Annotated in this window: 38 protein-coding genes and 1 tRNA gene; 34 read left to right on the plus strand and 5 right to left on the minus strand. The window is 65.5% G+C overall.

Going from position 1 to position 21455, the window contains the following annotated elements:
• Window positions 1–73 precede the first annotated feature (73 nt).
• Window positions 74–349 (minus strand): hypothetical protein, encoded by a 276-nt coding sequence (locus MFF04_RS10835; RefSeq protein WP_238275751.1) that lies wholly within the window; start codon window positions 347–349, stop codon window positions 74–76.
• A gap of 259 nt (window positions 350–608) precedes the next feature.
• Between MFF04_RS10835 and MFF04_RS10840 the strand changes: the two genes are divergently transcribed.
• The 7 genes from MFF04_RS10840 (at window position 609) to MFF04_RS10870 (ending at window position 5634) form a co-directional block, all read left to right on the plus strand.
• On the plus strand, window positions 609–1112 hold the full coding sequence (locus MFF04_RS10840; RefSeq protein ID WP_238275753.1) for a hypothetical protein: 504 nt from the start codon (window positions 609–611) through the stop codon (window positions 1110–1112).
• A 141-nt stretch (window positions 1113–1253) separates the two neighbouring features.
• Window positions 1254–3809, plus strand: a complete 2556-nt coding sequence (locus MFF04_RS10845) for a bifunctional DNA primase/polymerase (protein ID WP_283206365.1) — start codon at window positions 1254–1256, stop codon at window positions 3807–3809.
• 206 nt (window positions 3810–4015) lie between these two features.
• Entirely contained in the window at window positions 4016–4246 is a 231-nt protein-coding gene (locus tag MFF04_RS10850; RefSeq protein WP_238275757.1) for a hypothetical protein, read from the plus strand.
• Window positions 4246–4482 (plus strand): hypothetical protein, encoded by a 237-nt coding sequence (locus tag MFF04_RS10855; protein ID WP_238275759.1) that lies wholly within the window; start codon window positions 4246–4248, stop codon window positions 4480–4482. The genes MFF04_RS10850 and MFF04_RS10855 overlap by 1 nt, the downstream gene beginning before the upstream one ends.
• A gap of 19 nt (window positions 4483–4501) precedes the next feature.
• The gene (locus tag MFF04_RS10860; RefSeq protein WP_238275761.1) at window positions 4502–4906 is read left to right on the plus strand and encodes a hypothetical protein; all 405 of its coding nucleotides are present in this window, start codon (window positions 4502–4504) and stop codon (window positions 4904–4906) included.
• Window positions 4903–5298, plus strand: a complete 396-nt coding sequence (locus MFF04_RS10865) for a hypothetical protein (protein WP_238275763.1) — start codon at window positions 4903–4905, stop codon at window positions 5296–5298. The genes MFF04_RS10860 and MFF04_RS10865 overlap by 4 nt, the downstream gene beginning before the upstream one ends.
• A gap of 48 nt (window positions 5299–5346) precedes the next feature.
• Window positions 5347–5634 carry a hypothetical protein gene (locus tag MFF04_RS10870; protein WP_238275765.1) on the plus strand — a complete coding sequence of 96 codons (288 nt, stop codon included), beginning with the start codon at window positions 5347–5349 and terminating at the stop codon, window positions 5632–5634.
• Window positions 5635–5809: 175 nt separating this feature from the next.
• On the opposite strand, the gene MFF04_RS10875 is transcribed toward MFF04_RS10870, so the two are convergent.
• The gene (locus MFF04_RS10875; protein ID WP_238275767.1) at window positions 5810–6052 is read right to left on the minus strand and encodes a hypothetical protein; all 243 of its coding nucleotides are present in this window, start codon (window positions 6050–6052) and stop codon (window positions 5810–5812) included.
• Window positions 6053–6191: 139 nt separating this feature from the next.
• Between MFF04_RS10875 and MFF04_RS10880 the strand changes: the two genes are divergently transcribed.
• Window positions 6192–6902: an AAA family ATPase gene (locus MFF04_RS10880; protein ID WP_238275769.1), complete on the plus strand. Its 711-nt coding sequence runs from the start codon at window positions 6192–6194 to the stop codon at window positions 6900–6902.
• Between the two features lies 1 nt (window position 6903).
• Window positions 6904–7164 carry a hypothetical protein gene (locus MFF04_RS10885; protein ID WP_238275771.1) on the plus strand — a complete coding sequence of 87 codons (261 nt, stop codon included), beginning with the start codon at window positions 6904–6906 and terminating at the stop codon, window positions 7162–7164.
• Here MFF04_RS10885 and MFF04_RS10890 read toward each other — a convergent pair.
• Entirely contained in the window at window positions 7157–7528 is a 372-nt protein-coding gene (locus tag MFF04_RS10890) for a hypothetical protein (RefSeq protein WP_238275773.1), read from the minus strand. The two genes, MFF04_RS10885 and MFF04_RS10890, sit on opposite strands and share 8 nt — an antisense overlap.
• Before the next feature lie 395 nt (window positions 7529–7923).
• On the opposite strand from MFF04_RS10890, the gene MFF04_RS10895 reads away from it, so the two are divergent.
• The 4 genes from MFF04_RS10895 to MFF04_RS10910 all read left to right on the plus strand — a co-directional run bounded on the left by MFF04_RS10895 (window position 7924) and on the right by MFF04_RS10910 (window position 10944).
• Window positions 7924–8649, plus strand: coding sequence for a hypothetical protein (locus MFF04_RS10895; RefSeq protein ID WP_238275775.1), 726 nt, complete (start codon window positions 7924–7926; stop codon window positions 8647–8649).
• Window positions 8650–8821: 172 nt separating this feature from the next.
• Window positions 8822–9172 (plus strand): hypothetical protein, encoded by a 351-nt coding sequence (locus MFF04_RS10900; protein ID WP_238275777.1) that lies wholly within the window; start codon window positions 8822–8824, stop codon window positions 9170–9172.
• Between the two features lie 617 nt (window positions 9173–9789).
• Complete coding sequence (locus tag MFF04_RS10905; protein WP_238275779.1) at window positions 9790–10308, plus strand: hypothetical protein; 519 nt, start codon at window positions 9790–9792, stop codon at window positions 10306–10308.
• 288 nt (window positions 10309–10596) lie between these two features.
• Window positions 10597–10944: a DUF6197 family protein gene (locus tag MFF04_RS10910; RefSeq protein WP_238275780.1), complete on the plus strand. Its 348-nt coding sequence runs from the start codon at window positions 10597–10599 to the stop codon at window positions 10942–10944.
• Here MFF04_RS10910 and MFF04_RS10915 read toward each other — a convergent pair.
• On the minus strand, window positions 10920–11663 hold the full coding sequence (locus MFF04_RS10915; protein WP_238275781.1) for a Crp/Fnr family transcriptional regulator: 744 nt from the start codon (window positions 11661–11663) through the stop codon (window positions 10920–10922). The two genes, MFF04_RS10910 and MFF04_RS10915, sit on opposite strands and share 25 nt — an antisense overlap.
• 462 nt (window positions 11664–12125) lie before the next feature.
• Here MFF04_RS10915 and MFF04_RS10920 point away from each other — a divergent pair, with 462 nt between their 5' ends.
• The 19 genes from MFF04_RS10920 (at window position 12126) to MFF04_RS11010 (ending at window position 18392) form a co-directional block, all read left to right on the plus strand.
• A complete protein-coding gene (locus MFF04_RS10920) occupies window positions 12126–12533 on the plus strand; it encodes a hypothetical protein (RefSeq protein WP_238275782.1) in 408 nt (135 codons plus the stop codon).
• Window positions 12534–12590: 57 nt separating this feature from the next.
• Window positions 12591–12818 carry a hypothetical protein gene (locus MFF04_RS10925; RefSeq protein ID WP_238275783.1) on the plus strand — a complete coding sequence of 76 codons (228 nt, stop codon included), beginning with the start codon at window positions 12591–12593 and terminating at the stop codon, window positions 12816–12818.
• Complete coding sequence (locus tag MFF04_RS10930) at window positions 12815–13075, plus strand: hypothetical protein (RefSeq protein ID WP_238275784.1); 261 nt, start codon at window positions 12815–12817, stop codon at window positions 13073–13075. The genes MFF04_RS10925 and MFF04_RS10930 overlap by 4 nt, the downstream gene beginning before the upstream one ends.
• On the plus strand, window positions 13075–13362 hold the full coding sequence (locus MFF04_RS10935; RefSeq protein ID WP_238275785.1) for a hypothetical protein: 288 nt from the start codon (window positions 13075–13077) through the stop codon (window positions 13360–13362). The genes MFF04_RS10930 and MFF04_RS10935 overlap by 1 nt, the downstream gene beginning before the upstream one ends.
• On the plus strand, window positions 13355–13762 hold the full coding sequence (locus MFF04_RS10940; RefSeq protein ID WP_238275786.1) for a hypothetical protein: 408 nt from the start codon (window positions 13355–13357) through the stop codon (window positions 13760–13762). Before MFF04_RS10935 ends, MFF04_RS10940 begins: the two co-directional genes overlap by 8 nt.
• Complete coding sequence (locus MFF04_RS10945; protein WP_238275787.1) at window positions 13743–13991, plus strand: hypothetical protein; 249 nt, start codon at window positions 13743–13745, stop codon at window positions 13989–13991. The genes MFF04_RS10940 and MFF04_RS10945 overlap by 20 nt, the downstream gene beginning before the upstream one ends.
• Window positions 13988–14422 (plus strand): hypothetical protein, encoded by a 435-nt coding sequence (locus tag MFF04_RS10950; RefSeq protein WP_238275789.1) that lies wholly within the window; start codon window positions 13988–13990, stop codon window positions 14420–14422. The genes MFF04_RS10945 and MFF04_RS10950 overlap by 4 nt, the downstream gene beginning before the upstream one ends.
• A gap of 32 nt (window positions 14423–14454) precedes the next feature.
• A complete protein-coding gene (locus MFF04_RS10955) occupies window positions 14455–14601 on the plus strand; it encodes a hypothetical protein (RefSeq protein WP_238275791.1) in 147 nt (48 codons plus the stop codon).
• Complete coding sequence (locus MFF04_RS10960) at window positions 14591–14755, plus strand: hypothetical protein (RefSeq protein ID WP_238275793.1); 165 nt, start codon at window positions 14591–14593, stop codon at window positions 14753–14755. The genes MFF04_RS10955 and MFF04_RS10960 overlap by 11 nt, the downstream gene beginning before the upstream one ends.
• Entirely contained in the window at window positions 14755–14913 is a 159-nt protein-coding gene (locus MFF04_RS10965; protein WP_163473598.1) for a hypothetical protein, read from the plus strand. The genes MFF04_RS10960 and MFF04_RS10965 overlap by 1 nt, the downstream gene beginning before the upstream one ends.
• Before the next feature lie 65 nt (window positions 14914–14978).
• Window positions 14979–15176: a hypothetical protein gene (locus MFF04_RS10970; protein ID WP_163591056.1), complete on the plus strand. Its 198-nt coding sequence runs from the start codon at window positions 14979–14981 to the stop codon at window positions 15174–15176.
• 72 nt (window positions 15177–15248) lie between these two features.
• Window positions 15249–15551 (plus strand): hypothetical protein, encoded by a 303-nt coding sequence (locus MFF04_RS10975; protein ID WP_238275795.1) that lies wholly within the window; start codon window positions 15249–15251, stop codon window positions 15549–15551.
• Window positions 15552–15619: 68 nt separating this feature from the next.
• On the plus strand, window positions 15620–16096 hold the full coding sequence (locus tag MFF04_RS10980) for a hypothetical protein (RefSeq protein ID WP_238275796.1): 477 nt from the start codon (window positions 15620–15622) through the stop codon (window positions 16094–16096).
• Window positions 16097–16115: 19 nt separating this feature from the next.
• A complete protein-coding gene (locus MFF04_RS10985; RefSeq protein ID WP_238275797.1) occupies window positions 16116–16565 on the plus strand; it encodes a hypothetical protein in 450 nt (149 codons plus the stop codon).
• A 28-nt stretch (window positions 16566–16593) separates the two neighbouring features.
• Window positions 16594–16854, plus strand: a complete 261-nt coding sequence (locus MFF04_RS10990; RefSeq protein WP_238275798.1) for a hypothetical protein — start codon at window positions 16594–16596, stop codon at window positions 16852–16854.
• Between the two features lie 50 nt (window positions 16855–16904).
• Window positions 16905–17378, plus strand: a complete 474-nt coding sequence (locus MFF04_RS10995) for a hypothetical protein (protein ID WP_238275799.1) — start codon at window positions 16905–16907, stop codon at window positions 17376–17378.
• Window positions 17375–17953: a DUF5983 family protein gene (locus MFF04_RS11000; RefSeq protein WP_238275800.1), complete on the plus strand. Its 579-nt coding sequence runs from the start codon at window positions 17375–17377 to the stop codon at window positions 17951–17953. Before MFF04_RS10995 ends, MFF04_RS11000 begins: the two co-directional genes overlap by 4 nt.
• 12 nt (window positions 17954–17965) lie before the next feature.
• Complete coding sequence (locus tag MFF04_RS11005) at window positions 17966–18181, plus strand: YodC family protein (protein ID WP_238275801.1); 216 nt, start codon at window positions 17966–17968, stop codon at window positions 18179–18181.
• Window positions 18168–18392, plus strand: a complete 225-nt coding sequence (locus MFF04_RS11010) for a hypothetical protein (RefSeq protein WP_238275802.1) — start codon at window positions 18168–18170, stop codon at window positions 18390–18392. The genes MFF04_RS11005 and MFF04_RS11010 overlap by 14 nt, the downstream gene beginning before the upstream one ends.
• Before the next feature lie 78 nt (window positions 18393–18470).
• Here MFF04_RS11010 and MFF04_RS11015 read toward each other — a convergent pair.
• Window positions 18471–18547: transfer RNA gene (locus MFF04_RS11015), tRNA-His, on the minus strand.
• Between the two features lie 168 nt (window positions 18548–18715).
• Between MFF04_RS11015 and MFF04_RS11020 the strand changes: the two genes are divergently transcribed.
• On the plus strand, window positions 18716–20569 hold the full coding sequence (locus tag MFF04_RS11020; RefSeq protein WP_373320011.1) for a chloride channel protein: 1854 nt from the start codon (window positions 18716–18718) through the stop codon (window positions 20567–20569).
• On the plus strand, window positions 20569–21455 hold an 887-nt coding region (locus MFF04_RS11025; protein WP_238275803.1), incomplete at its 3' end, for an S-adenosylmethionine:tRNA ribosyltransferase-isomerase. The genes MFF04_RS11020 and MFF04_RS11025, both read left to right, overlap by 1 nt.

Raw genomic sequence — 21455 nt, forward strand, 5'->3', positions numbered from 1 at the left:
GACATCGACATGGTCGTGCTGTCGTCGGGAAAGCGCTCGTCGAGCCCCGCGATGAAGGTCGTCAGGTGCGGGTTCACGGCCGAAGGCTCTCCTCGGCCAGCTCTCGCTGGAAGGCCTCGAGCAGATGGTCGGGCGGCGCGCTTTCGCTCCACAAGGCCGGAGCGGGGGCCACAGAGGGCTCGAAGATCCAGGGGATCTCAGGGATCAGGAAGGCCTGGGCGAACTGCCCCGCGTCACGCCGACGCCCGAACTGAAGGGCCTCGGGCGGCGGCGACCCGTCGAGACGAAAGACGAGGCGCAGGTGCTCACGCTGGACGCGGTCCCCATCCCCATCCCCGATGAAGGCCACGTAGTAGGCGTGATCCGGGTGCCGGATACGCCAGAGCGAAGCTGACCCCGCACGGTCCGTTTCGTACCTGCCGATTTCTCCATAACGATCAGCCATTTACGCCCCCAAGCAGATCATCCGCAGCGCCGGTGGCACCCAAGATCATCGAACTAGATATTCGACCTTCTTAGGTACATTGCTGCAATGTCCGTCTTCCGCTCGCCTTGGATTAAGACTACCGACCCACTATGTCAGCGAGCCCTCGGAGCGGACTTCGATCATGACAGATAGGACCTATCCGGCCCTGCCAGAAGGCCTGGCCCTCAAGCTGCGGGCGATCGAACAGCTGATGGAGTTCGATCCGAACTACCTGACGTCCGACGAATGCCCCTACTCGACCGACCTGCAAGGCTACCTCCGGCGCCTCTTCACGCCGGCGCGCACGGGGCGCGAGGACAGCGCGGGTGACGTGTTCACGCCGGGGCAGGACGACAACGAGCAGGCGGATAGCCTGATCCGCGAGATCCAGAACGCCATCAACTCCATGAAGCGACTGCAGCAAGACGTCGACAACAGCGACGATGTGGGAGACCGCCTTAACTTCCTGAAAAACTTCGGATCCTTGATGGATCGCTTCTTGTCTCTGAAAGAAAAGGCGCAGGGCATCAAGCAAATGTTCGAGTTCCAGCGCGTAGTCATCCAGACAATGGAGCAGGTACTGGACAAAGACGGGCGCCTAGACTTCAAGAAACGATTAAAAGAGGCCAATCTTTCGCTATCTTGATTTGCCCTCTCACTTAGGTACGTTTCGTACCATGCGACATCAGATCCGTCAGTTCATTTGGCGCTCGATGGCTATGCTGAGTGCGTCCATAATTTGGGATGTACTTAAGCTCTTTATCAAAATCTAAGGGGTACCGCGTCTATGTCAGCCGAAGGCACTGGGCCGGCGAGTAATATTTTCGCCGATAACTGTGATCGATACTGGGACCGCGGTCTCCCAGTCATGCCGCTCAAGCGTTACACCTCAAACGGCGGGCCTGAGGGGAAGCCGACCGGTAAAGAGCCCGTCGTCCTGAACTGGCAGTCGCTCCAGGCCCGAATGCCGAACGAGGCCGAGCGGACGAGCTGGCGCGTCTTCCATCGCAACGGCAACATCGGCCTGCCGCTCGGGCCACAGTCCGGTCTCGTGGCGATCGACATCGATACCGACGACCCGAAGATCATCGGCATCCTGAACAAGGTGCTGCCACCATCGCCGTGGGAGCGCGTCGGTCAGAAGGGGATGGTGCGGATCTACCGCTACGACGGCCAGCCGATCATCCGCATCAAGTACCGGGACGAGGCAGGCAAGCTGCAATCCCTCGTCGAGATGCTCGGCGCCGGCTCCCAGATCGTGCTACCGCCCTCCGTTCACCCCAAGACAGGGCGGCCCTACTGGGCGAACAAGGACCTCGTCGATTGCCTCGACGACGTCCGCTCCCTCCCGCACAACATCGAGCAGATCCTGCGGGACGCTCTCAGCCAAGCCGGGATGAGCCTCGGGACGTCGACGTTCGGCTCCGTCACCGACTACGTGTCGACCGGCAACCGCGACAACCACCTCGTCGGGCTCGCCGGCCTGTTCGCGCGCAACGTCGTGAAGGGCGAGAAGACCCTGAAGGAGGCGCTGACGGAAATCGAGGTCGCCGCGGCGACCTTCATCGAGCGCACCTACGGCGACAACATCGACCCCAAGAAGGGGCCGACGAAACTGATCGAGTTCCTGATCCGCGACGTGACGGGTCCGAAGGCCCACGTCCTGCCGAAGGGTTGGGATGAGGGTGTGACCGACGCGGAGCGTGTGGCTTGGGGTCTCGACGCCTTCACGAAGGACAATGAGACCTGGGACTGCGGCCAGATCCTCGACTACTTCAACGCTCACATCGAGAAAGCCGGCGTCAAGGACAACACCGAACAGTTCACCAGCGTGGTCAAGCTCGTCCTCAACCGCGTCGCCGCCAGCACCTCTCTCGATCCGATCGAAGAGGACCATATCGTCAACTACGTCGCCCAGGTCTCGGGCAAGAGGTTCAGCGCTGCCTCGGTGCGCCGGCAGCTCGCCAGTCTACGCGCCGGCCCGATCACGGGCGCGAACCACGCCGAGATCGCCGAGGCGGTCATCAAGGATCTCGAAGAGCTGGGCGGTCCCATCCGCTTCCACAACGACACGCTCTGGCAGTACGAGGGCTCATCCTGGAAGAAGATGGACGAGGCGAAGGTCCTCCAGACAATCATCCGGGACTACGGCAAGACCCACAAGGCGGCTGGCCGCGCAACGGACCACCAGGGCATCCTCCGTACGATCCGGGGCCTGGCGGTCGGCGAGCTGCAAGAGGTGGCCGTCTCCGGCATCAACTTCGTCAACGGCTTCCTGACCGAGGATCTGGAGCTGAAGCCACACGATCCCGCCTACGGGATGACCTACACGCTTCCCTACCCCTATCTGCCCGAGTCCGCCGGCAAGGCCACCCGCTGGCAGCAGATGCTCGTCGACTACTGGGGCAGCGACCCAGACTTCTCCGAGAAGGTGACGGCCCTCGGCGAGGTGATGGCGCTGACGCTCTTCGCCAAGATGACCGAGGTGCAGCTGGCCGTCTGCCTCTACGGCGTCGGGCACAGCGGCAAAAGCCGCATCATGGAAATCGTCCAGGCATTGATGCCGGCCGAGGCCCAGACCTCGCTCCCGCCGACGCTGTGGGGCGACAAGTTCGGGCCGGCGCAGCTCGTCGGCAAGCTGCTCAACTTCGCGGGCGAGCTGTCGGAGACCCAGCTCATCGACAGCGCCAAGTTCAAGCAGATCGTCGAGGGTGCGGTCATCGAGGCCCAGGAGAAGAACCGGCCGATGTTCAATTTCCGCCCCCGGGCGGCGCACTGGTTCGCGAGCAACCACACCCCCAAGTCCAAGGACAGCTCGGATGGCTTCACCCGGCGGTGGCTGTTCCTCTGCTTCACAAAGGCGTTCCCCGAAGGCCCCCGAAAGATCCTCGAGTACCACAAGGTTGTCATCTCGGAGGAACGCGAGGCTATCGCCGCCTGGGCCGTTCAGCACATGGTTCGACTTCGACACGAAAACTTTAAGATCACGGACCCACCATCATCTATGGAACAGCGGGAGGCGCTTGAAAACGAGCTGAACAACGTCCGGGATTTTCTAGTCGGTCTCCGGGAACAGGGTCGGATGATCCTGGGGGCCGAGGCTCATCAGAACGTTTCCGACCTGCACAACTACACGCCATTGAGCACCCTTTTGACCGAATACAAGACCTATTGCCTCGGTCAGAGTGTCTCCCCTGCTGGATCGAAAACGCTCGAGAAGCGTATGGCGCACCTGCAGGGTCAATTCGGTTTCAGGAAGGACACGGTTATTGGAGCTGCGGGCCTGCCGATCCCAGTATATCGCTTCCTCACACTTGTTCATCAAAAGAAGGCAGTTGCGTAACAATCAGGCGGGACGTTTGGCGCCGGATCCACGCTGCCAGCAAAGCTGCAAGGTTGCTTCGGAACAGGAAAGATTGACTTATGCACGACCAACGAAGTAGGTACGATACGTACCATGGTGGCGACCTTCCGCCTGTCAACCACATGGAGCTAGGCCGGCAGGAGCCGTTCTGCTTCCCGGATCGACGACGGGATCCCTTCGATGTGTTGGCGGAAACGAGCAACGTGCTGCTCTTCGACCAACCGAAACTGACGCTCGAGAGCCTCGAACGCCTTCTCGACGAGATAGGCCCACTGCCGCTGCCGTTCCCGTGGGAGGACCCGGACCACACCCTGTTTCTGGTGCCGCCGACTCCGAAGCTCTCGGAGCTGGGGATCGAGATCTACTGGACGGACAACCAGGGGCGCACCCGAGGTCCTGATGGTCGGGTGCTCTGATGGCGGTATTCGAGATCACGAGCCGCATCAGCCGTCGGTCGCTGCGAAACCGCTCCCGGCGCCGTCTTCAGGAGCTGTGCGACCAGTTGCGGTGGGAGGAGGAGGACCTCCTCCGACGCCTTCACGAGGTCCGCGTGGCGGGCCGGACCAAGGACGAACTGATCGAGCTGGTCCTGAAGCAGCTCTCCCGCAACGCTCGAATGCGGCAAGCACTCGACAAGCGATCTGCCACCTGAGATCGAAGGGGGTTTCCACATGGACACCACACCGATTACACCGCACCTCGCGGAAGAGCCCGGGTTCGAGAAGCGCATGGCGGCGAAGAAGCCGAAGCCCCCGGCGCTGAGCCCAGAGATGACGCGGTTCGTCGCGTCCCTGCCGGTATTCCCAGACGGAGCTGCGGTACCGCTCTCGCCCTACAAGGAGACCAAGCTTTTCGACGAGGCACAGGCCTACGCGGTCGGAGCGAAGGCCGCAGCCGCCATTCAAGTGCCGAAAGCCGGTGAGCTGCTCGACGTCCTCGGCGCCGAGTGGCGGGCCAAGCAGGATGCCCTGCTGGCGAAGTGCCGGATGGCTCTTGAAGCAGGGCAACGCGTTGTCCTGACAGTGAACGGCGCCGTGGTCGCCGTCTACGATCCCCACCAGAGGAGTGAACGATGAAGACCGAGATCAAAGACGAAGTCGGAGTGACGATGGCGGGGCCGGACAATCCTGCGCTGGCCGCCGCCAAGGCCCGGGATCTGGGTGGCGACGCCTACCTTCGGTACACCGACGAGTGCCGCTCCCGCGGTGAGCATGCGCTCTGTCACGAGGACTGGGCCGAAGGGCACGGAGGCAAGATCGACCCCAGCAGGATCACGGTCGGACGAGCGGTCCTCAGCACGGGCTCTGTGGGCGACGTCAGCCGGCTCCAGGCCGGGATCTTACCCGCCGGTCAGCTCTCGGTGTCGGACGCCATGGTCGAGCGGGCTCAGCGTGAGGGTGCCGACTGCGGTCAGCTCTTGGACAGGCGCGTGGTGCGCGCCATGTTGGAGGCGGCTTTGCGCGGCTGACGCGCATGGTACGAAACGGACCACAAATCCCGGAACAGGAACAAGACCATGGCCAAGCACGCACACGAACTCGAGGCCGCCGGTGAGCCGCGCTGGCGGGCTCGCATCAAGGACAACCTGCTGCTCGTAACCGATCTCGCGTCGGACGAGGAGTTCCAGGCAACCGCCTACACCGTCGAGGGCAACACGATCCGCTTCTCGCTGCCCGGCGACAACGGCCTGCGTACACTGCAGGCAAGCGATCCCGGTTTTGAGGCCTTCAAGAAGGTCATCGACAAGACTCCGCTGGCCGCAGAGGGTGAGAAGCCGGCCACGGTGAAGGCCTCTGCGGCCTGATTTCCGGTCGAAATCGAGTGAAATTGGCCCCGAAAGGGGCCTTTTTCATGTAAAATGAGCCTGTTTTGGTGATAAATCAGCTTTTTCAAGCAAAAACCCCGCACAAGGTCTTAACCTCATGCGGGGCTTCTGGGGCCTGAACTGCGAGGGGTGCGCAGTAACCCTCAGATGGGCGTCAGTCGACGAGGGTGCAAGTGCCGGGGCGGGCGCTGCGGTTGAGGGGCTTCAGGCCGCCCTCGCGATGCTCGACGGTGTCGATGAAGACGCTGTAGCCGCGCGTTCCGGGCGTGCCGGCCTGGCGAACGCCCGTGATCTCGGCGGTGACGTCGGCGGCACCCCGGCCGGGAGAGAAGCGCACCTTCTTGCCCACCGGGAACTCCTTCTCGAAGTCGGCGAGGGTCTTCTTGGGATTGGCCATGATCGTGTCTCCTGGGCTCTCATGACGTTCGATGACGTCTCAATTGGCTCCGTGAAGATGGTACGATATGTACCAAGCGCAAGAGGCTCCATGTCGAAAATTTCGAGGAAAATCCCCTTGATCTTCACTTGGAAATCGAGTGAAGCTGGGCGCGGTCTCATGTGCTTTCCACGTGGAAAGCCGGTGGAAAGGACTTGAGATGATCGTGCTCGTGGGAAACACGAAGGGTGGGGTCGGGAAGACCACGCTTGCTGTCCAGATGGCCATCGCTCGGGCTCGTGCGGGTCGACGCGTCTGGCTGGTCGACGGCGACAGCCAGGCGACGGCGCAGGCCGCGATCCAGATCCGCGCAGAGGCCGGGCTTGAGCCCGAGATCGTGTGCTCGCTCTACCCGGACGGGAAGATCCTCCGACAACAGGTCCGCCTTCAGAAGGACAACTACGACGACGTCATTCTGGATGTGGGTGGCCGGGACACACTGGCGCTCCGCGCAGGGCTGTCGCTGGCCGACGTGGCGCTCGTGCCGTTCGCACCGGAGAGCTTCGATCTCTGGGCGATGCAGAACATGGCCGACGTCGTGGACGAGATCGGCGCAGAACGCGACGGCCTGGTCACCTACGCGGTCCTGAACAAGGCCGAGGCCCGGTCGGCCAGCGTCGACAACGCGGATGCTGCAGAGGCCGTGCAGGAGATCCCGACCTTCACCTACCTCGACCTGCCTCTGGTGAAGCGGAAGGCCTTCTCGTCGTCCTCGGGCGCCGGCATGGGCGTCGCCGAGCAATCGCCGGTCGACCCGAAGGCGATCGCCGAGCTGGATCGTCTCGTCGCCCGCGTCTTCGAGGAGGCTTGAGATGGCCATCACGCGCAAGCCCAAGCGGGAGATGTCGGACGAGGCCTTCGAGCGGATCGCGGGTGGTGCGATCGACGGCACCACGAAGAAGCGCGAGCGCGGCAAGGGCTACGCGATGGGCCACAAGCGACAGATCACGCACATGATCACGCCGGTACTGCTTGATCAGGTCGATGCCGAGGCCGAGCGGTGCGGGGAAGCGAGGGCGACCGTCATCAATCGCTTCATCCGCGAGGGTCTCGAGCGGAAGAAGGTCACTTGAGGTTGGCCAGCTCCGGGAACGGGCCGTAGACGACATTGTCGACCCAGCAGGTCTTGGTCGATACAGCGTGGCGCCAGTCCCCGTAGACGAGCCCGGTGGGCGTGCGGACGAAGACCAGCGTGTCGATGCCGCCGTAGGCCCCGTAGCCGTTCTTGGCGTTGTAGCGCACGCAGATGCCGGCGGGGATCGTCCGGCCGGCGTCGCCTGTCAGCGGGCGCACCTCGCTGATGCCGGTGGACCGGATCGAGTAGGGGTCCCGCAGCGTCTGCGTCATGTAGTCGACGATCCAGGCCCTCTCGGCCTTCGTCACCGGCTCGGCCGCGACGGTCGTGGTGAGGGCGAGGAGGACGATCAGGCTGCGCATGTCGATCACATAGCAGGGCAGGGGACTTCTTGGGAGCCCATCCAGAGGCTTGGTGCGCAGGCTCGATGCAGGCTCCAGGGGGTGACTTGGTGCGGTTGCGCTCCAAGTCTAGTAGTGCTAGCACTCAAATATTGGAAAGTTTAGAAAACGCGTTGGGCACATAGAGATATAGGTGCGGCACACCAATTCACAGAAAAGCACCCACCCATTGCAAGTAACACTTGACAGTGATTACTTTGCAACACCTCAATCTTTGGAAGATTATTCTATAAAAACATCTTGCACCCTGAGCTTGGACAGGGTAAAACCTGAATGTGCCCTCATATAGAGGGAGCAGGGCCCAGGCCCTAACCGCCATATCGGATATGGCGCCAACCCGAAGCGGAGAACACAAGATGGCACTCAATAACGCCGCTGTCGCGGACATTGGTTTCGCGTCCCTCGTCGGTGCGGAGAGCATGAAGCTGCACGCCTATAGTGCATTCACTCTCCTCTTCATCATCAACCCCGGCACGGATACGAAGTTGATCCGGCGCCACCTGTCGGTGCGGGCCGCCGAGACTGGCGTCATCGCCAAGAACACATGGGAAAGCTACGTCAAGGGCGTGGAGACGGCGGCCGGCATGTTCCGCACCCATGCGCCCGACGAGGTGGCGACCATATCGGATATGGGCGCCGACGAAGCGGTCGACGCCGTGAGGCAGCTTTACGAAGGGCTGAACATTCTGTCCGGCTCCGACATCCGGGCGTGGGCAACGGCCGGCGAGTTCCTGCCCCTCGATAAGGCGGCGGCCAAGGCGGCCAAGGTCGAGGCTAGCAAGGCCAAGGCGCTGGCCAAGGGCGCCGCCGCGGCAACCCTGTTCTTCGCCAGCAACGCGGCAGACAGCGCGACCCTGCCCGACGCCGCGGCCCCGGTAAGCGCCCTCTCCGGCATCCTCGCGGCCATCGGCGCCCTCGGCCATGCCGATGCGCTGGAAGCCATGGCCGCGCTCAACGCCCACATCGCCGCCCTCGACAAGCTTGTCGCCGATGCCCCGGCGCCAACCACGGCCCCGGTGCTGGCCGACGACGCCACCGTCGCCGCCCTGTCGGCCCTGGGGCGCGTCAAGCGCGCCGCCTAGGCCCCAACCCCGCCGGCGGCCTCCGTGGCCGCTGGCGCCCCCTCTCCGTGCCCGCGTGCCCGCATCTGGCCACCGGCTAGGTGCGCGCTCGTGCGTGCGCGCTCGGCGCTGCGCACCAAGCCATATCGAATATGGCGATCCTCTTCTCATCCATGTCCAGGAGCACGGCACCATGGCTCACGCCAATCCCGAGTTCGCGCTTGCGCGCCGCGCTCACCTCGACGGCCCGACCGCGCACCGACTTCCTGGCCCCGAGTCGCTCGCCGCGCTGCGCGCACGCATGCGCGAGATCGGCCAGCTGATCGCGATCGACTATCCCGTCGATCCCGAAGAGCGCGAGGCATATCGGCTATGGCGCGCCACGGTCCGTCAGCAACGCGCCTGCGCCGCCCGTGCCCGTCAGCTCGCAGATGCTCTCGCGGAGCCCGTAGGCGGCATGCACGCCGGCACGCGCCGCGGCGAGGTCTTCGTCCCGCCCTCGGTGCGCGGCACCGGCCGCGTCAAGCGATGGGCCGCGTCCTGATGGAGGATCGCCCATACGACGCAACAGGCCCACCGAGATCTCGAACCGATGAGGGTCCGATATGAAAATCTTCCTGTTTTTTGACGCCTGCCTCGCGACTTGGTGCGCGCTGATCGAGTGGATCGCGCCGGGCCTGCCGGGGGTCGGCTGACGCGCGTATTTCGGCCGGATAGGTGCTGAGCGCACGCGGTCGAGACCCGGTTTTGGTGCGGAACGTACCACTAGTAATGGCCCGATTTATCACCATATTTCGGTGCGGAGGGCCGCTTTTTCGGCTACGGACCAAATCTAGTGCTAAGTGGGGTGCTTAGCACTAGGTCGGCTAGTGCTAACTGACTTGGTGGACCTCTATTAAGTCTTTCTTTTCTCTTTTCTTTTTCCCTGAAATGAAATCTAGTGGGAGAAAAAGAGCTATTGAAAGCATCACGGTCTCGAACATTGCTGCAATGTTCAGGTCTACATTGCAGCAATGTATATGTCTCCCTAGGGGGTCAGTTGGGACTTTTATACCACTAGGCCCACACCAAGTTCTTTTCCGGGTCTAGAACCACCCCTCGAGACGAGGCGCGGAAACGACCGCGACACGCGAAAAAAGACCGCGAGGTACGATCCGAACCATGCCCTGGACCCCGAAGACCTTCACCGAGCTACCGCCCCGCATCAGGAAGAAAATCCGTATGGAGCCGGAGAGCGTCGACGAACGCCGGGCCTGCTGGGTCTGGACGGGCTCGTTCGTCGCCCCGCGGGAGCGGCACTTCGTGAGCCGTACCCTGAAGGAGGGCTCGGTGGTGACCCAGAAGCGCGTGCCGAACCTCCACAGCACGGACCTCGGCTACCCGACCGCGGCGCACCGAGTGATCTACGGCGAGACGTTCAACATCTCGATCCGTGACGTCCCCAAGCTGAAGCGCTGCGAGAACGACCGCTGCGTGAGCCCGTGGCATTGCATGCCGATGGGCCATACCTGGCGGCCGGGATCGCCGGCCGCACGTTGTCTCGCGCTGCTTCGCGCCCACGACGTGAGCCCGTCCGTCAGCAAGCCCGACGCGGCGCTCGAGGCCGGGATCCCCGAGCACCAACTCACGGACCAGGTCTGGCAGGCTTACTGCATCGAGTGCGCAGCCGAGAGCGGCTGAGACGCCCGCGGCCGTTCTAGGCCCCTCCCAGGCCCGGGAAACGCCTATCCGCGACCATAGCGTACCACGCACCCGGGATTTCGGTGGACAACTTCAACGATCATGTGGTACGAACCGTACCAAGATCACGGACCGCTCCACGCTCTCTCCACAGGGTCGAAGTTCACTATTCGACCGACGAGGCGGAACACGCTACCGTGAACAGAACAGGAACAGAGCCGTTATCGCCGATGCCGGGAGTGTGTCAGGGTCGGCGGCAGACATATCGGATATGGTGGAGGGGTTCATATGGCCGCGCCTCAGAGTACCGAGGACATCTTCGCCGGGATGCTCGAGACGCTCGCCGAGCCAACGCGGTGGACGAAGCGTGCAGGCGCCCGCGACACCGAGGGCCAGCCCGTGCCTTCGTCCTCACACCACGCCGTCTGCTGGTGCCTGTTGGGCGCCCGCCAGCGAGAGCTGAGCAAGATCGAGGACCTCGCGCTGCTCGAGCGCCTGGACGAAGAGACCGACGAGCTGCTGCACCAAGCCTCAGGCGGCGCCTCACCCTCGGCGATCAACGACGACCCGGCCACGACGCACACCGACATCGTGGCCTTGGTCCAGCGGGCTCACCAAGCCGCGAGGAAGGCTTGACGATGCGTCCCGAAGAGCGGCCACACCTCGTGAACCATGTCTTTCAGGCGCTGTTCGTCGAGGATGTCAATGCGCCCGTCCAGCTGCTTGATGAGGCCGTCGTTGACGAACGTCTGCAGGATCTCCGTGATCGACGGCCGCCGGATCGCCGTGCGGCTCGCCATCATTCGGTGCGTGACCGGCAGCGCGTCCGTCCCCGCGGCCGTGGCGCTGAGCAGCAGGTAGGCCGCGATCCGGCTGGGAACCGGGAGCTGCACCGAGGCCACCAGCCACTGCCAGCTCTCGGCCGCCTGAAGGTTCGCGTAGGCCTGCACGACGTGTCGGCTGGACTCGTGCTCGTCGAGGAACCTGCGCGCCGCCTGGGTGGAGCACCGCAAGGCGGCCCCGCCCATATCGCATATGGCCCCGTAGGGCAGGGTGGCATCACCGAGCAACTGGGACACCCCGACGAGATCTCCCGATCCGAGCATGTTCAGGGTGACATTGGGCTGGGGCTTCCCGTTCGATTGCACCCCACCCGTGCTCGCGGTGATCGAGACGACGGCTTCGATCGGAGCGTAGACGAACTGTGTCCGCCGACCAGCCGAGAACAGCTCCTGACCAGCCTTGAGGGACGCACGCTCGAAGAAGTCACCCCACTGGACGGTCTGCTTCATCAGTAGGTCGACGATAGTGTTCGACTTGCCGCCGACCTTGAGAGTTTCACGTTGCTTGACCATGACACATCATTCCCACAGGTGTTGTTCCGATCGCGACTGCAACAGCCAGAACTGCGGCAGTATCCGGTGTGACGCGTTCAGGAACGTGGTGGCAGAGACGTGATCATTTAGGTTTTAAGTCCTATCGCACCGGCGAACCGCGATGTTCATTTCGTACCAAGAAGGTCCAACCGACCCCTCGACGAATGTCAAGAACCTCGGCCCTAAGAAAGCGCGCATCGAAGGCAAACTGGCCCACATATTCGTGTATGGCGGCCTCAACGAGCGCAGCCACCCGACTTCGCGTCATCGGTCCGGTTCGGACCGCGACATTCTGTCCACAGCTTTTATAGGACAAAATACCTATGACCGCGCAGGAAATCGCCAATCAGCTGCTTGCTGAGCACCAAGCCGCCCGTGAGGAGCGCCGCCGCGAGGCCCGCCCCTTTCGTCGTGTCCGCAACGCCTAGTACGGATCGTACCATGACCCCTCTCATCGATGCCCCGCTTCCCATCGCACCTCAGCAGGTCTTCGACGCCGTCGTCGCGCATGCGGCCGGCATGACCAGCAAATCGCTCTTCGATCCTAAGAGCCGCAGCTCTGCCTGCGCCTACAGGGCACCGGACGGGAACGCCTGCTTCGTCGGGTGCCTGCTCACCGATCGCGAGGCGGCCGGCTGCGACCGGCCCTACGATCCTCTCAGCGTCCGTGAACTCTACAGAGAGGGCCTCTTACCCGAACGCCTGAACCCGCACCGGGATCTGCTGCATAAGCTTCAGGAGGTTCACGACAGTTACGACATACCCGACTGGCCGAGCCTGCTTCGTGAGGTAGCCGACGACTATAACTTGTCGAGCACAGCGATCGACCAAGCTTTTTCGCACGCCTAAAGCCCGAGGTACGTTCCGTACCACTCACCTAACCATATCGAATATGGAGGACAGATCATGGCGACCTTCGTTTTTACGCAGCAGCCACGTAGGAAGAACAGCAACGAGCCGCTGACCTACACGATCACCGAGGCCACTGCCGAGCGGTCTCACGCAGGCACGCTCAAGAAGACGAAGAACCGCTGGCGCCTGAACTGGCGCGGCGTCGCCGCCGACTTCGACACCAAGATCCAGCTCCGGCGCCACTTCGCGCTGCTGGGCCACACGGTCGAGGGGCTGGCATGACGAAGTCATCGTCCCTCACCGAGATCCAGCGCATCAACGGCGCCGGTCTCGCCCGCGGCTGGCACGCTGAGATGCTCCAGCGCGATGCAAATCAGGTCGGCCGCACCATGGCGACGATCCACAACGAGCGTGTGGCTGGCGCCGCTGCCTTCAGCGTGCCTGCCGAGGCAATCGCGATCCGCGGCGGGCGCGTCCACTACCGCTTCCTCGACGGAAGCGAGACCAGCCACCCCTATGTGAAGCGGGAGCGTCCCTGATGGTCACGCCCACCAAGCTCCCGCGCTGGAAGCGCATCTCGGCCGAGCGCTATCAGGAGATGCGGGACATCCTCCCGCCGATCGACATCGCCGGTTCCGGCCGGTTCCTCGTCTCCGAGCCGATGAGCCATCGCAGGTGCCGGCGGCTCGACTTCGACTTCGTCTGCGCCGCCTACCAGGCCTTCGCCTGGATCGGGAACGAGCACTTCGAGTGCTGCGAGCCGCTCACCAGGTCCGAGCTGCGAGCCCTCGAGGTCGCTGAGATCCTGGAGAACGTCGATGCCTGAGTTCGTTCTCCAGGGTCGCGACGACCCGCGCTTCCAGGCGCTCGACAGCTTCACGCAGGCCTACATCGAGGCCGCGATCTTCACCGACGAGGAGCAGCTCGGCATCGACCAGCCCACCGCCGAGCTGCTGTCGGACCACACGTTCGCGGCCATAGTGGACGACTGCGCGCAGTTCCAGCGTTGGGCCAACCTCGATGCCGTTCCCGAGCATGCCCATGCCGGGCGCACGGGCATCCACGAGCAAGCCGGTCACGACTTCTGGATGACCCGCAACGGGCACGGTGTCGGCTTCTGGGACGGCGACTGGATCGAGCCTCATGCCAACCGTCTCGACAACCTCTCCAAGAGGTTCGGCGAGTTCGATCTCTACCGGGGCGACGATGGCCAGATCCATCACTGAGCACGAGGCCGGCGACCGCCTGCCCCTCGTCCGCGCGCTCACCGAGATCGCGTGGGTGAACCTGCAGGCATCCTGGGACGCACCGAGCCCGCGGGTCGAGGCCATCCTCCTCACCAAGTCGCGCACCGCCGACGAGGCCGCGCGCGGCGTCCTGTTCGATCGCCTGGACCAGCTTAGCCCCGCGCACCGAGAGCTGGTCGGCGCCTGCACCAAGGAGATCACCCCATGATCACGCCCAGAGAGCATGAAGCGCTCGTCACCGTCCGCGATGCCTTGGCCGCCGGCGAGTTCCGGCACAGCCGCATCACCGAGGGGCCGGACGGGCCGACATTCAACATGCGCAGCACCTGCCTCAGCGGTGACTGTGGCACGATCGCCTGCATCGGTGGCTGGATGGCCATCACGATGCTGGGTCTGGCGAGGGAGAAGCCTGTCTCCTACGAGAACCAGACCCAGGTCTTCGACTTCGTCACCGACTACGGCGACGGCGAACTCCTGCCTTCCAGCCCCTCCCTGAAGGTCCTCTTCTACCCGCCAGGGGCTCGCGAGGACGAAGAGTGGTGGGACTTCATCACTCCGGCCTACGCCGTCGAGGCGATCGACAACTTCCTCCGTGACGGCGACCCGCGCTGGGGCGCGATCCGCCGTCGCATCACCTGAATTCCACACCGATAGCAGGTGGAGGCCACGTCGTGCCCACCCCGAAAGAGAAGGCGCTCGACGCCGCACGCTGGCGCTACCTGCGAGCCGCAGGCGGCCTGAGCCCGCGCACAGAAGCATTCACCAAGGCCCTCAAGGCCTATTGGGCCGATCTGCGGAGTATTCGCAATGATGGATGACGAGCCCATCCGCTTCCGCAACTACTACCGCTGCGACGACTGCGACGTCGAGTGGTCCGACGACTGGTCCTGCTGCTGCGATGACGAATGCCCGTCTTGCGGCCGGGACTACACACCGACCCATAGCGAAGATCTTGAAGAGGAAACCTTCTGATGTTCCGCATCGAGCACCGAGATCACACCAAGCGCTGGAAGCGGTTCACCCGCGACCCTCGCTTCAACACCGAGCGTGCGGCCTGGGACTACATCGCCACCCTCGACCCGGACGGCATCGTCGACACGCAGCTGTTCCGGGTCATGCCCATCGAGTGACGCCTCGCCCCACGCAGCCGCCGGCTGCGCGAGATCCGTGGTTCATTTCGTACCAGGAGACCAAGATGAGCAAGCCTATCGACGCCCACTACACCTTCCTCGACGTGAAGGAGGGCCGCCAGGAGCTTCGGACACGGCTCCAGGCCGGCGAGGAGATCAACGTGATCCTCAAGGGCAAGCTCTCCCGAGATCCCGCCGCCTGCAACGACGACGGCGTCTCGATCGAGTTCACGGTCGAACTCGAGAGCGCCGAGGAGGTCTGACCTCTCGTTCTGCACCGCACCCAGACCGCGGTGCAGGCCCGGATGCCAGAAGTTCAACTTGGAGATCTTGATATGAAAGCCAGCGACATCACCCGCGTGGCCGACCTGCTCGATCAGCTCGCCCGTCATCGACGGAGCTTGCAAGGGCTCAGCCAGGTACCGCTCGCCACCAACGGCGTCCATCTCGCCTTCCGCTACGAAGTGCCCGTGGAGGGGATCACGAAGCCGGAAAGGCCGGAGAAGGTCGTCTGCCACACCGACTTCACGCCCGATGAGGTCGAGGGCTTCCGCAGCGAGGCCTCGCGCATCCTCACCGACAGGATCGGGCGCGTCTCGGCCGAGCTGCGCACGCTCGGGGTCAACCCGGACCTCTGACCTCTCGTTCTGCCCAGGTGCGGGACCTGGGCAGGCCCGGATGCCAGAAGTTCTACTTGGAGGCGAAGATGTCCGAGGAAATCGGCTACAGCATCACGATCGGCGGCAGCATCACGAAGGCGCAGTGGAAGCGCTTCTACGTCAAGTTCCGCAACGGGGACTACGACTACCCCAACCTCGACCGTGATCCCGGCACCAACCGTCTCACCGACTGCGGCAGCTGCAGCTACGGAGACACCAGCGACCTGCGCGCGCTCTGTCGCGAGTGCGGCCTCGCCTACGAGGCTCAGGCCGACGCCAAGTACGAGTACGACGGGGAGTTCTTCTGCTGGTTCCCTGGCATGGCGGCCGAGATGGAAGCGTTCGGCACGCAGGACGGCCGCCCCGCGATCCTGATCGAGGATCTGGTCAAGGTGGCCAACGCTGGCACCGACTTCCGGGAGTTCGCGCGGGGCTTCGAGCCGCTCGTCCGGCCAGTCCCGCCGCTCCTGATCGGCGGCGAGCCCCTCACCGAGTCCAACGCCTCGTGCCTGCACGACGACTGACAGGATCGGAGAACACCCCATGACCAAGCGCACGTTCATCTGCACCGTCGAACTCGACACCGAGCAGCCGGTCGATCCGCTCTACCACCGGAACGTGCCCAGCCTCGATCTGGGCGAGGACGCCATCTACACCCAGCTCAACGGCCTCCTGGACCACTCGCCCAACCTGCGGGTCTCGAGCGTCCGCGAGCAGATCGGCATCAGCTGGCTCGCACACCTCGGCAAGGACCTGAGCCAGCCCGAGTACGACGCCGTGATCGCTGGCCTGCGGCTGCTTGCCTGCGGCCTCGAGGACAAGATCGTCGAGCCGAACGACGGCGACATCGGGGACATGCTGACCTGCGGAGGCCAGCACACGGGCCTGACCAGCGACGAAATCCACGACCTCTGCGACCGCCTTCTCACCGGCCCCGAGATCACGGCGGAGGAGCTTCTCTCCAAGCGTCGGATCCGCGAGACCATCGGCTAGCCCGGATGCCAGGATCGGAGACCACACCATGTCCCACTCTCCGTGGATGATCCACACGCAGCGTCAGCGCGAGCACCTCAAGCACTACGGGGCGCAGCACCTCGACAAGCAGACCATCAGCCACATGGCTCGAGAGGTACGCACGGACATCACGTTGACGGAAGAGTTCGTGCAGTCGCTCAAGCGCGCCGTGCCCGGCTCGGTAGATGACGTCATCGCCGAGTGCGAGCCTGAACTCGTCGAGGCCCGCGTATTTCTCGCAGAGTTAGAAGCACTGCTTGCCGCCTGACCTGCCCGAGGTCCGTCACCGCCAGCCATATCCGATATGGGAGCGCCGCCATGGCCTTTCACAGCCACGTCTACAATCGAGCCGATCACGACGAGCGCTACCCGCTGGGCTTGCCCTGGTGCCACGAGGCCGGCGTCGAGCAGCACTTCTTCGCCACCGAGACCGAGGCCTGCGCTGCGCAGCGGGACTACCGGCGCTGGAACGGCCGGGACCCGGAGACTGGAGAGGTCCCCGACCTTGTCGGGCAGCGGATGCGCGTCAAGCACGACCACAGTCTCGTTGGCCGTGTCTCAGAGCATGGCCGGGGGTACATCACGATCCAGGTTCATGACACGAACCCGATCACCCGCACGTCCGACGCATTCGAGCCGGCGCCGCCCGACCCGCTCGTCGAGGCGCTGCGCCTCGTGTGCGAGCTGGCCGAGGGCAACGTCGCCGATGCCCGCGACGACGGGCGGGAGGAACACGACCGCCAGTGCGCCGCCCTCGACCTCGTGACGAAGCATCTGGAGGAGCTGTCGTGAGCATCGCCAGCAAGATCGCCCACCACGCCGGCGCCATCGAACTGGCCGCCCAACGACTCGACAAGAGCGGCTTCCCCGCGCTCGCGGACGGCTGCACCAAGGCAGCGGCCTTCCTCCGCGCCGGTCTGGAGTTGGAGAGGCCCCGGATGCTGGAGGTCATCGAGAACCTTCGCCATCAGCTCGCTGCCTGGGTGGAGATCGCGGACGACGAGGACGACCGTCAAGAGGATCACGACGCCATCACGGCGGCCGATGCGATCCTGGCCGGTAAGACCCCGGCCATCGAGACGCCCCGGATGCTCGTGCTGAGCACGGCGCACATCTCGGAGTCGACCAACGATATGTTCGACTTCAACACCGACGACGTGCCTCAGTTCTTCCCCAAGCACCCTTGGGGTTCGCCGAGTGAGGGGCTGGGCTGGCTGATCCCTATCGTCGGCAACGAGCCGTTCCCGCATACCTGCCCGGAGGATCTCCGTGCCATCCGCGCCCTGGCCGAGGCCAACGGCTGCACGTGGATCATGCTCGACCGCGACGCCGATGTCGTAGATGGTCTACCGATCTACGAGTGGTAGGAGACGACGACGATGCCTGAGCCCGAGACCGTATCCCTGAAGCCTGGCGACACCGTTCGCCTGGTGTCCGGTGGTCCGCTGATGACCACCGTTCCAGGGTACGTTTCTTTTCGGATGGACGGTGTCGTTCGGTGGTGCTGCGTCTGGCACGATGCAGCTGGTCATTATCATGAAGCCGATGTCCCGGAAGAGGCGCTCGTGAAGGAGGTCGTGAATGAGCAGACCTGATCCGTTGACCGCCTATGCTGCGACCAACGGTCACGACATTTTTCATGGGACAATCAGACTCTCGCGGAGCGAAGCCGAGCGAGCCTGGGCTCGCGATTTCGGCAACATCAGACCGGGCGACGACTCGGTATCGATGGAGATCCTCGATAGGATCTGGCGTGAGAATGCCGAGGCGCTCGGCATCTCGGTCATTCAGGTGACCATCACTTAGCTGCTCCCCCAGTGCTCCCCTGGGAGCGCTGCTCCCTCGAGCCTGGGGAGCAAACCAGAGCTAAGTGCTTGACTTAAATGGTACCACCGCCCCGGCTCGAACGGGGGACCCCCAGATCCACAATCTGGTGCTCTAACCAACTGAGCTACGGCGGCCCGAGGCGCGATGTATCGCGGGGTCGGCGGTTTTACAAGCGCCTCGGGCGCTAGGGCCGGCGCACCGCGCCGGGATGGGCAAGGGCCTCCGAGCCGGGCCCGACGGATTCGCCGGGGACCGGCACATCCGGCTTTCCCTCGGGCGGACAGCGCTCTAACGCCGTGCGCATGCCGCAGCATCCGGCCTCCGAGGCGACCGCGCCGACAGAACCGCAGAGGCCGACGCGCGTGCCGTTCGCGCCCCGGCGGCTGCGCGGGCTGGTGCGCGGCAGCGAGCTCGGCCTCGTGGTCCTCGCCATGGCGACGGGGTGCCTCGCCGGCGTCGCCGTCTCGGCCATGGGGCTCGCCGCGCAGGCGCTGCGGGAAGGGCTCTATGGGCTCGCCCACGGGGCCCGGCTCAGCGCCGCCCCGGCGCTCGCCTCGCCTCTTCTCGCCCTGGTGCCGGCGCTGGGCGGGCTGGCGCTCGGCCTCCTCGTCCTCGCGGCGGCGCGCCTGCGCGGCGCCCGGCGCCGGCCGGTGATCGACCCGATCGAGGCCAACGCCCTCCACGGGGGACGGATGTCGCTGCGGGGCTCGCTCTACGTCGCGGTGCAGAACGTGCTCTCGAACGGCTGCGGCGCCTCGGTCGGGCTCGAGGCCGGCTACACGCAGATCGCCTCGGGCCTCGCCTCGCGCCTCGGCCTCGCCTTCGAGATGCGCCGGGGCGACCTGCGCACCCTCGTCGGCTGCGGGGCGGCCGCGGCGATCGCGGCGGCCTTCGGCGCGCCGCTGACGGGCGCCTTCTACGCCTTCGAGCTCATCATCGGCACCTACGCCATCGCCACCCTGACGCCGGTCGTCGCGGCCGCGCTCTGCGGCAGCCTCGTCGCCCGCGCCTTCGCCTCCGGACCGCCGCTCGTCGACCTCCCCGGCACCGCCGAGGCCCTGGGGCGCGGCTTCACGGGAACCGAGACGCTGCCGGCGCTCGCCATCGGCCTCGCCTGCGCGGGGCTCGGCATCCTTGTGATGCGCGGCGTCACCCTGGTCGAGGCTCTGGTGCGGGCGGCGCGCATCCCGGCCACGGCGGCGCCGGCCCTCGGCGGGCTCGGCGTCGGCGGGCTCGCACTGCTCGCCGGCCCGCAGGTGCTCTCGGGCGGCCACGGGGCGCTGCACCTCCACGTCTCGGGGGAGGGCGCCGGCCTCGGCCTCGCCGCCCTGGCGGTGCTGTTCGCAGCCAAGGCCGCCGCCTCGGCGATCTCGATCGGCTCGGGGTTCCGCGGCGGCCTGTTCTTCGCCTCGCTGTTCCTCGGCGCGCTGGCGGGCAAGATCTTCTTCGCGCTCGCAGCGCTTGTCTTGCCGGGGACCCTCGGCCTCTCCCCCACGGATTGCGCCGTGATCGGCATGAGCGCGCTCGCGGTGGCGGTGGTCGGCGGGCCCCTCACCATGACCTTCCTGGCGCTGGAGGCCACGGGAAGCCTGCCCGTCACCGGCTTGGTGCTCGCGGCGGTGATCGTCGCCTCGCTCACCGTGCGCAAGACCTTCGGCTACTCCTTCGCCACCTGGCGCTTCCACCTGCGCGGCGAGAGCATCCGCGGCGCCCACGACATCGGCTGGATCCGCAGCCTCACCGTGGGCAGCCTGATGCGCCGGGACCTCAAACCCGTGCCCCTCGACACGCCGCTCCAAGCCTTCCTGCGGGCGCATCCGCTGGGCTCGCCCTCGCGGGTGGTGGTGGCGGACGCGGAAGGGCGCTACGCCGGCATCGTCACGGTGCCCGAGGCGCATGCCGCCGCCCGCGAGACGGAGGGCGAGGCGCCCCGCCTCGCCGACATCCTGCGCCAGCGCGACACGTTCCTGACCCCGGAGCTCAACGCCAAGCAGGCGGCCGAGGCCTTCGACCGCACCGAGAGCGAGGCGCTGGCCGTGGTGGATGACGCCCGGCAGCGGCGCGTCGTTGGGCTTCTCACGGAGAGCCACACCTTGAAGCGCTACAGCGAGGAGCTCGACCGGCAGCGCCGCGCCATGGTCGGGGAGACGGTCTGATGCGGGTGGACCTGTTCGATTTCGAGCTGCCGGAGGCGCGCATCGCGCTGCGCCCCCCGAGCCCGCGCGACGCGGGCCGGCTCCTCGTGGTGCGGCCGGGCGAACCCCTGGAGGACCGCCGCGTGCGCGATCTGCCGGGCCTGCTGCGCCCCGGCGACGCCCTCGTCCTCAACGACACCCGCGTGATCCCGGCCCGCCTCGCGGGCCTGCGCACGCGGCCAGGCGGGGAGGGCGTGCGCGTCGAAGCGATGCTGCACCGGCGGGAGGCGCCGGACCTGTGGCGCGCCTTCGCCCGGCCGGGCAAGCGCATCGCGCCGGGCGACGTGCTGCGCTTCGGCGCGGCGACCGAGGGCGCCCCTGACAACCTCTCGGCGACGGTGACGGAGAAGGGGGAGGGCGGCGAGATCGCCCTGCGCTTCGACCTCTCCGGGCCCGCCCTCGACGCGGCGATCGCGGCGATCGGCGTCCTGCCGCTGCCCCCCTATATCGCCGGCAGGCGCCCGGCGGACGCGCGGGACGCGGTCGACTACCAGACCGTCTACGCGAACGAGCCCGGAGCGGTGGCCGCCCCCACCGCCGGCCTGCACCTCTCGGAGCCTCTGATCGCCGCGCTCGACGCGGCGGGCATCGCGCGCCACCGCCTCACCCTGCATGTCGGGGCGGGCACCTTCCTGCCGGTGAAGGCCGAGGACACCGACGCCCACCGGATGCACGCCGAGAACGGCATCCTCACGGAGGAGACCGCCGAGGCCCTCAACGAGACCCGCGCGAGGGGCGGGCGGATCGTGGCGGTGGGCACCACGGCGCTGCGGCTCCTCGAGAGCGCCGCCGACGGGGAGGGCCGGCTGCACCCGTTCTCCGTCGCGCCGGAGAACGGGTGCAGCCG

It is taken from the genome of Methylobacterium jeotgali, from assembly GCF_022179345.1.
In the GTDB taxonomy this organism is placed as follows: Bacteria; Pseudomonadota; Alphaproteobacteria; order Rhizobiales; family Beijerinckiaceae; genus Methylobacterium; species Methylobacterium jeotgali.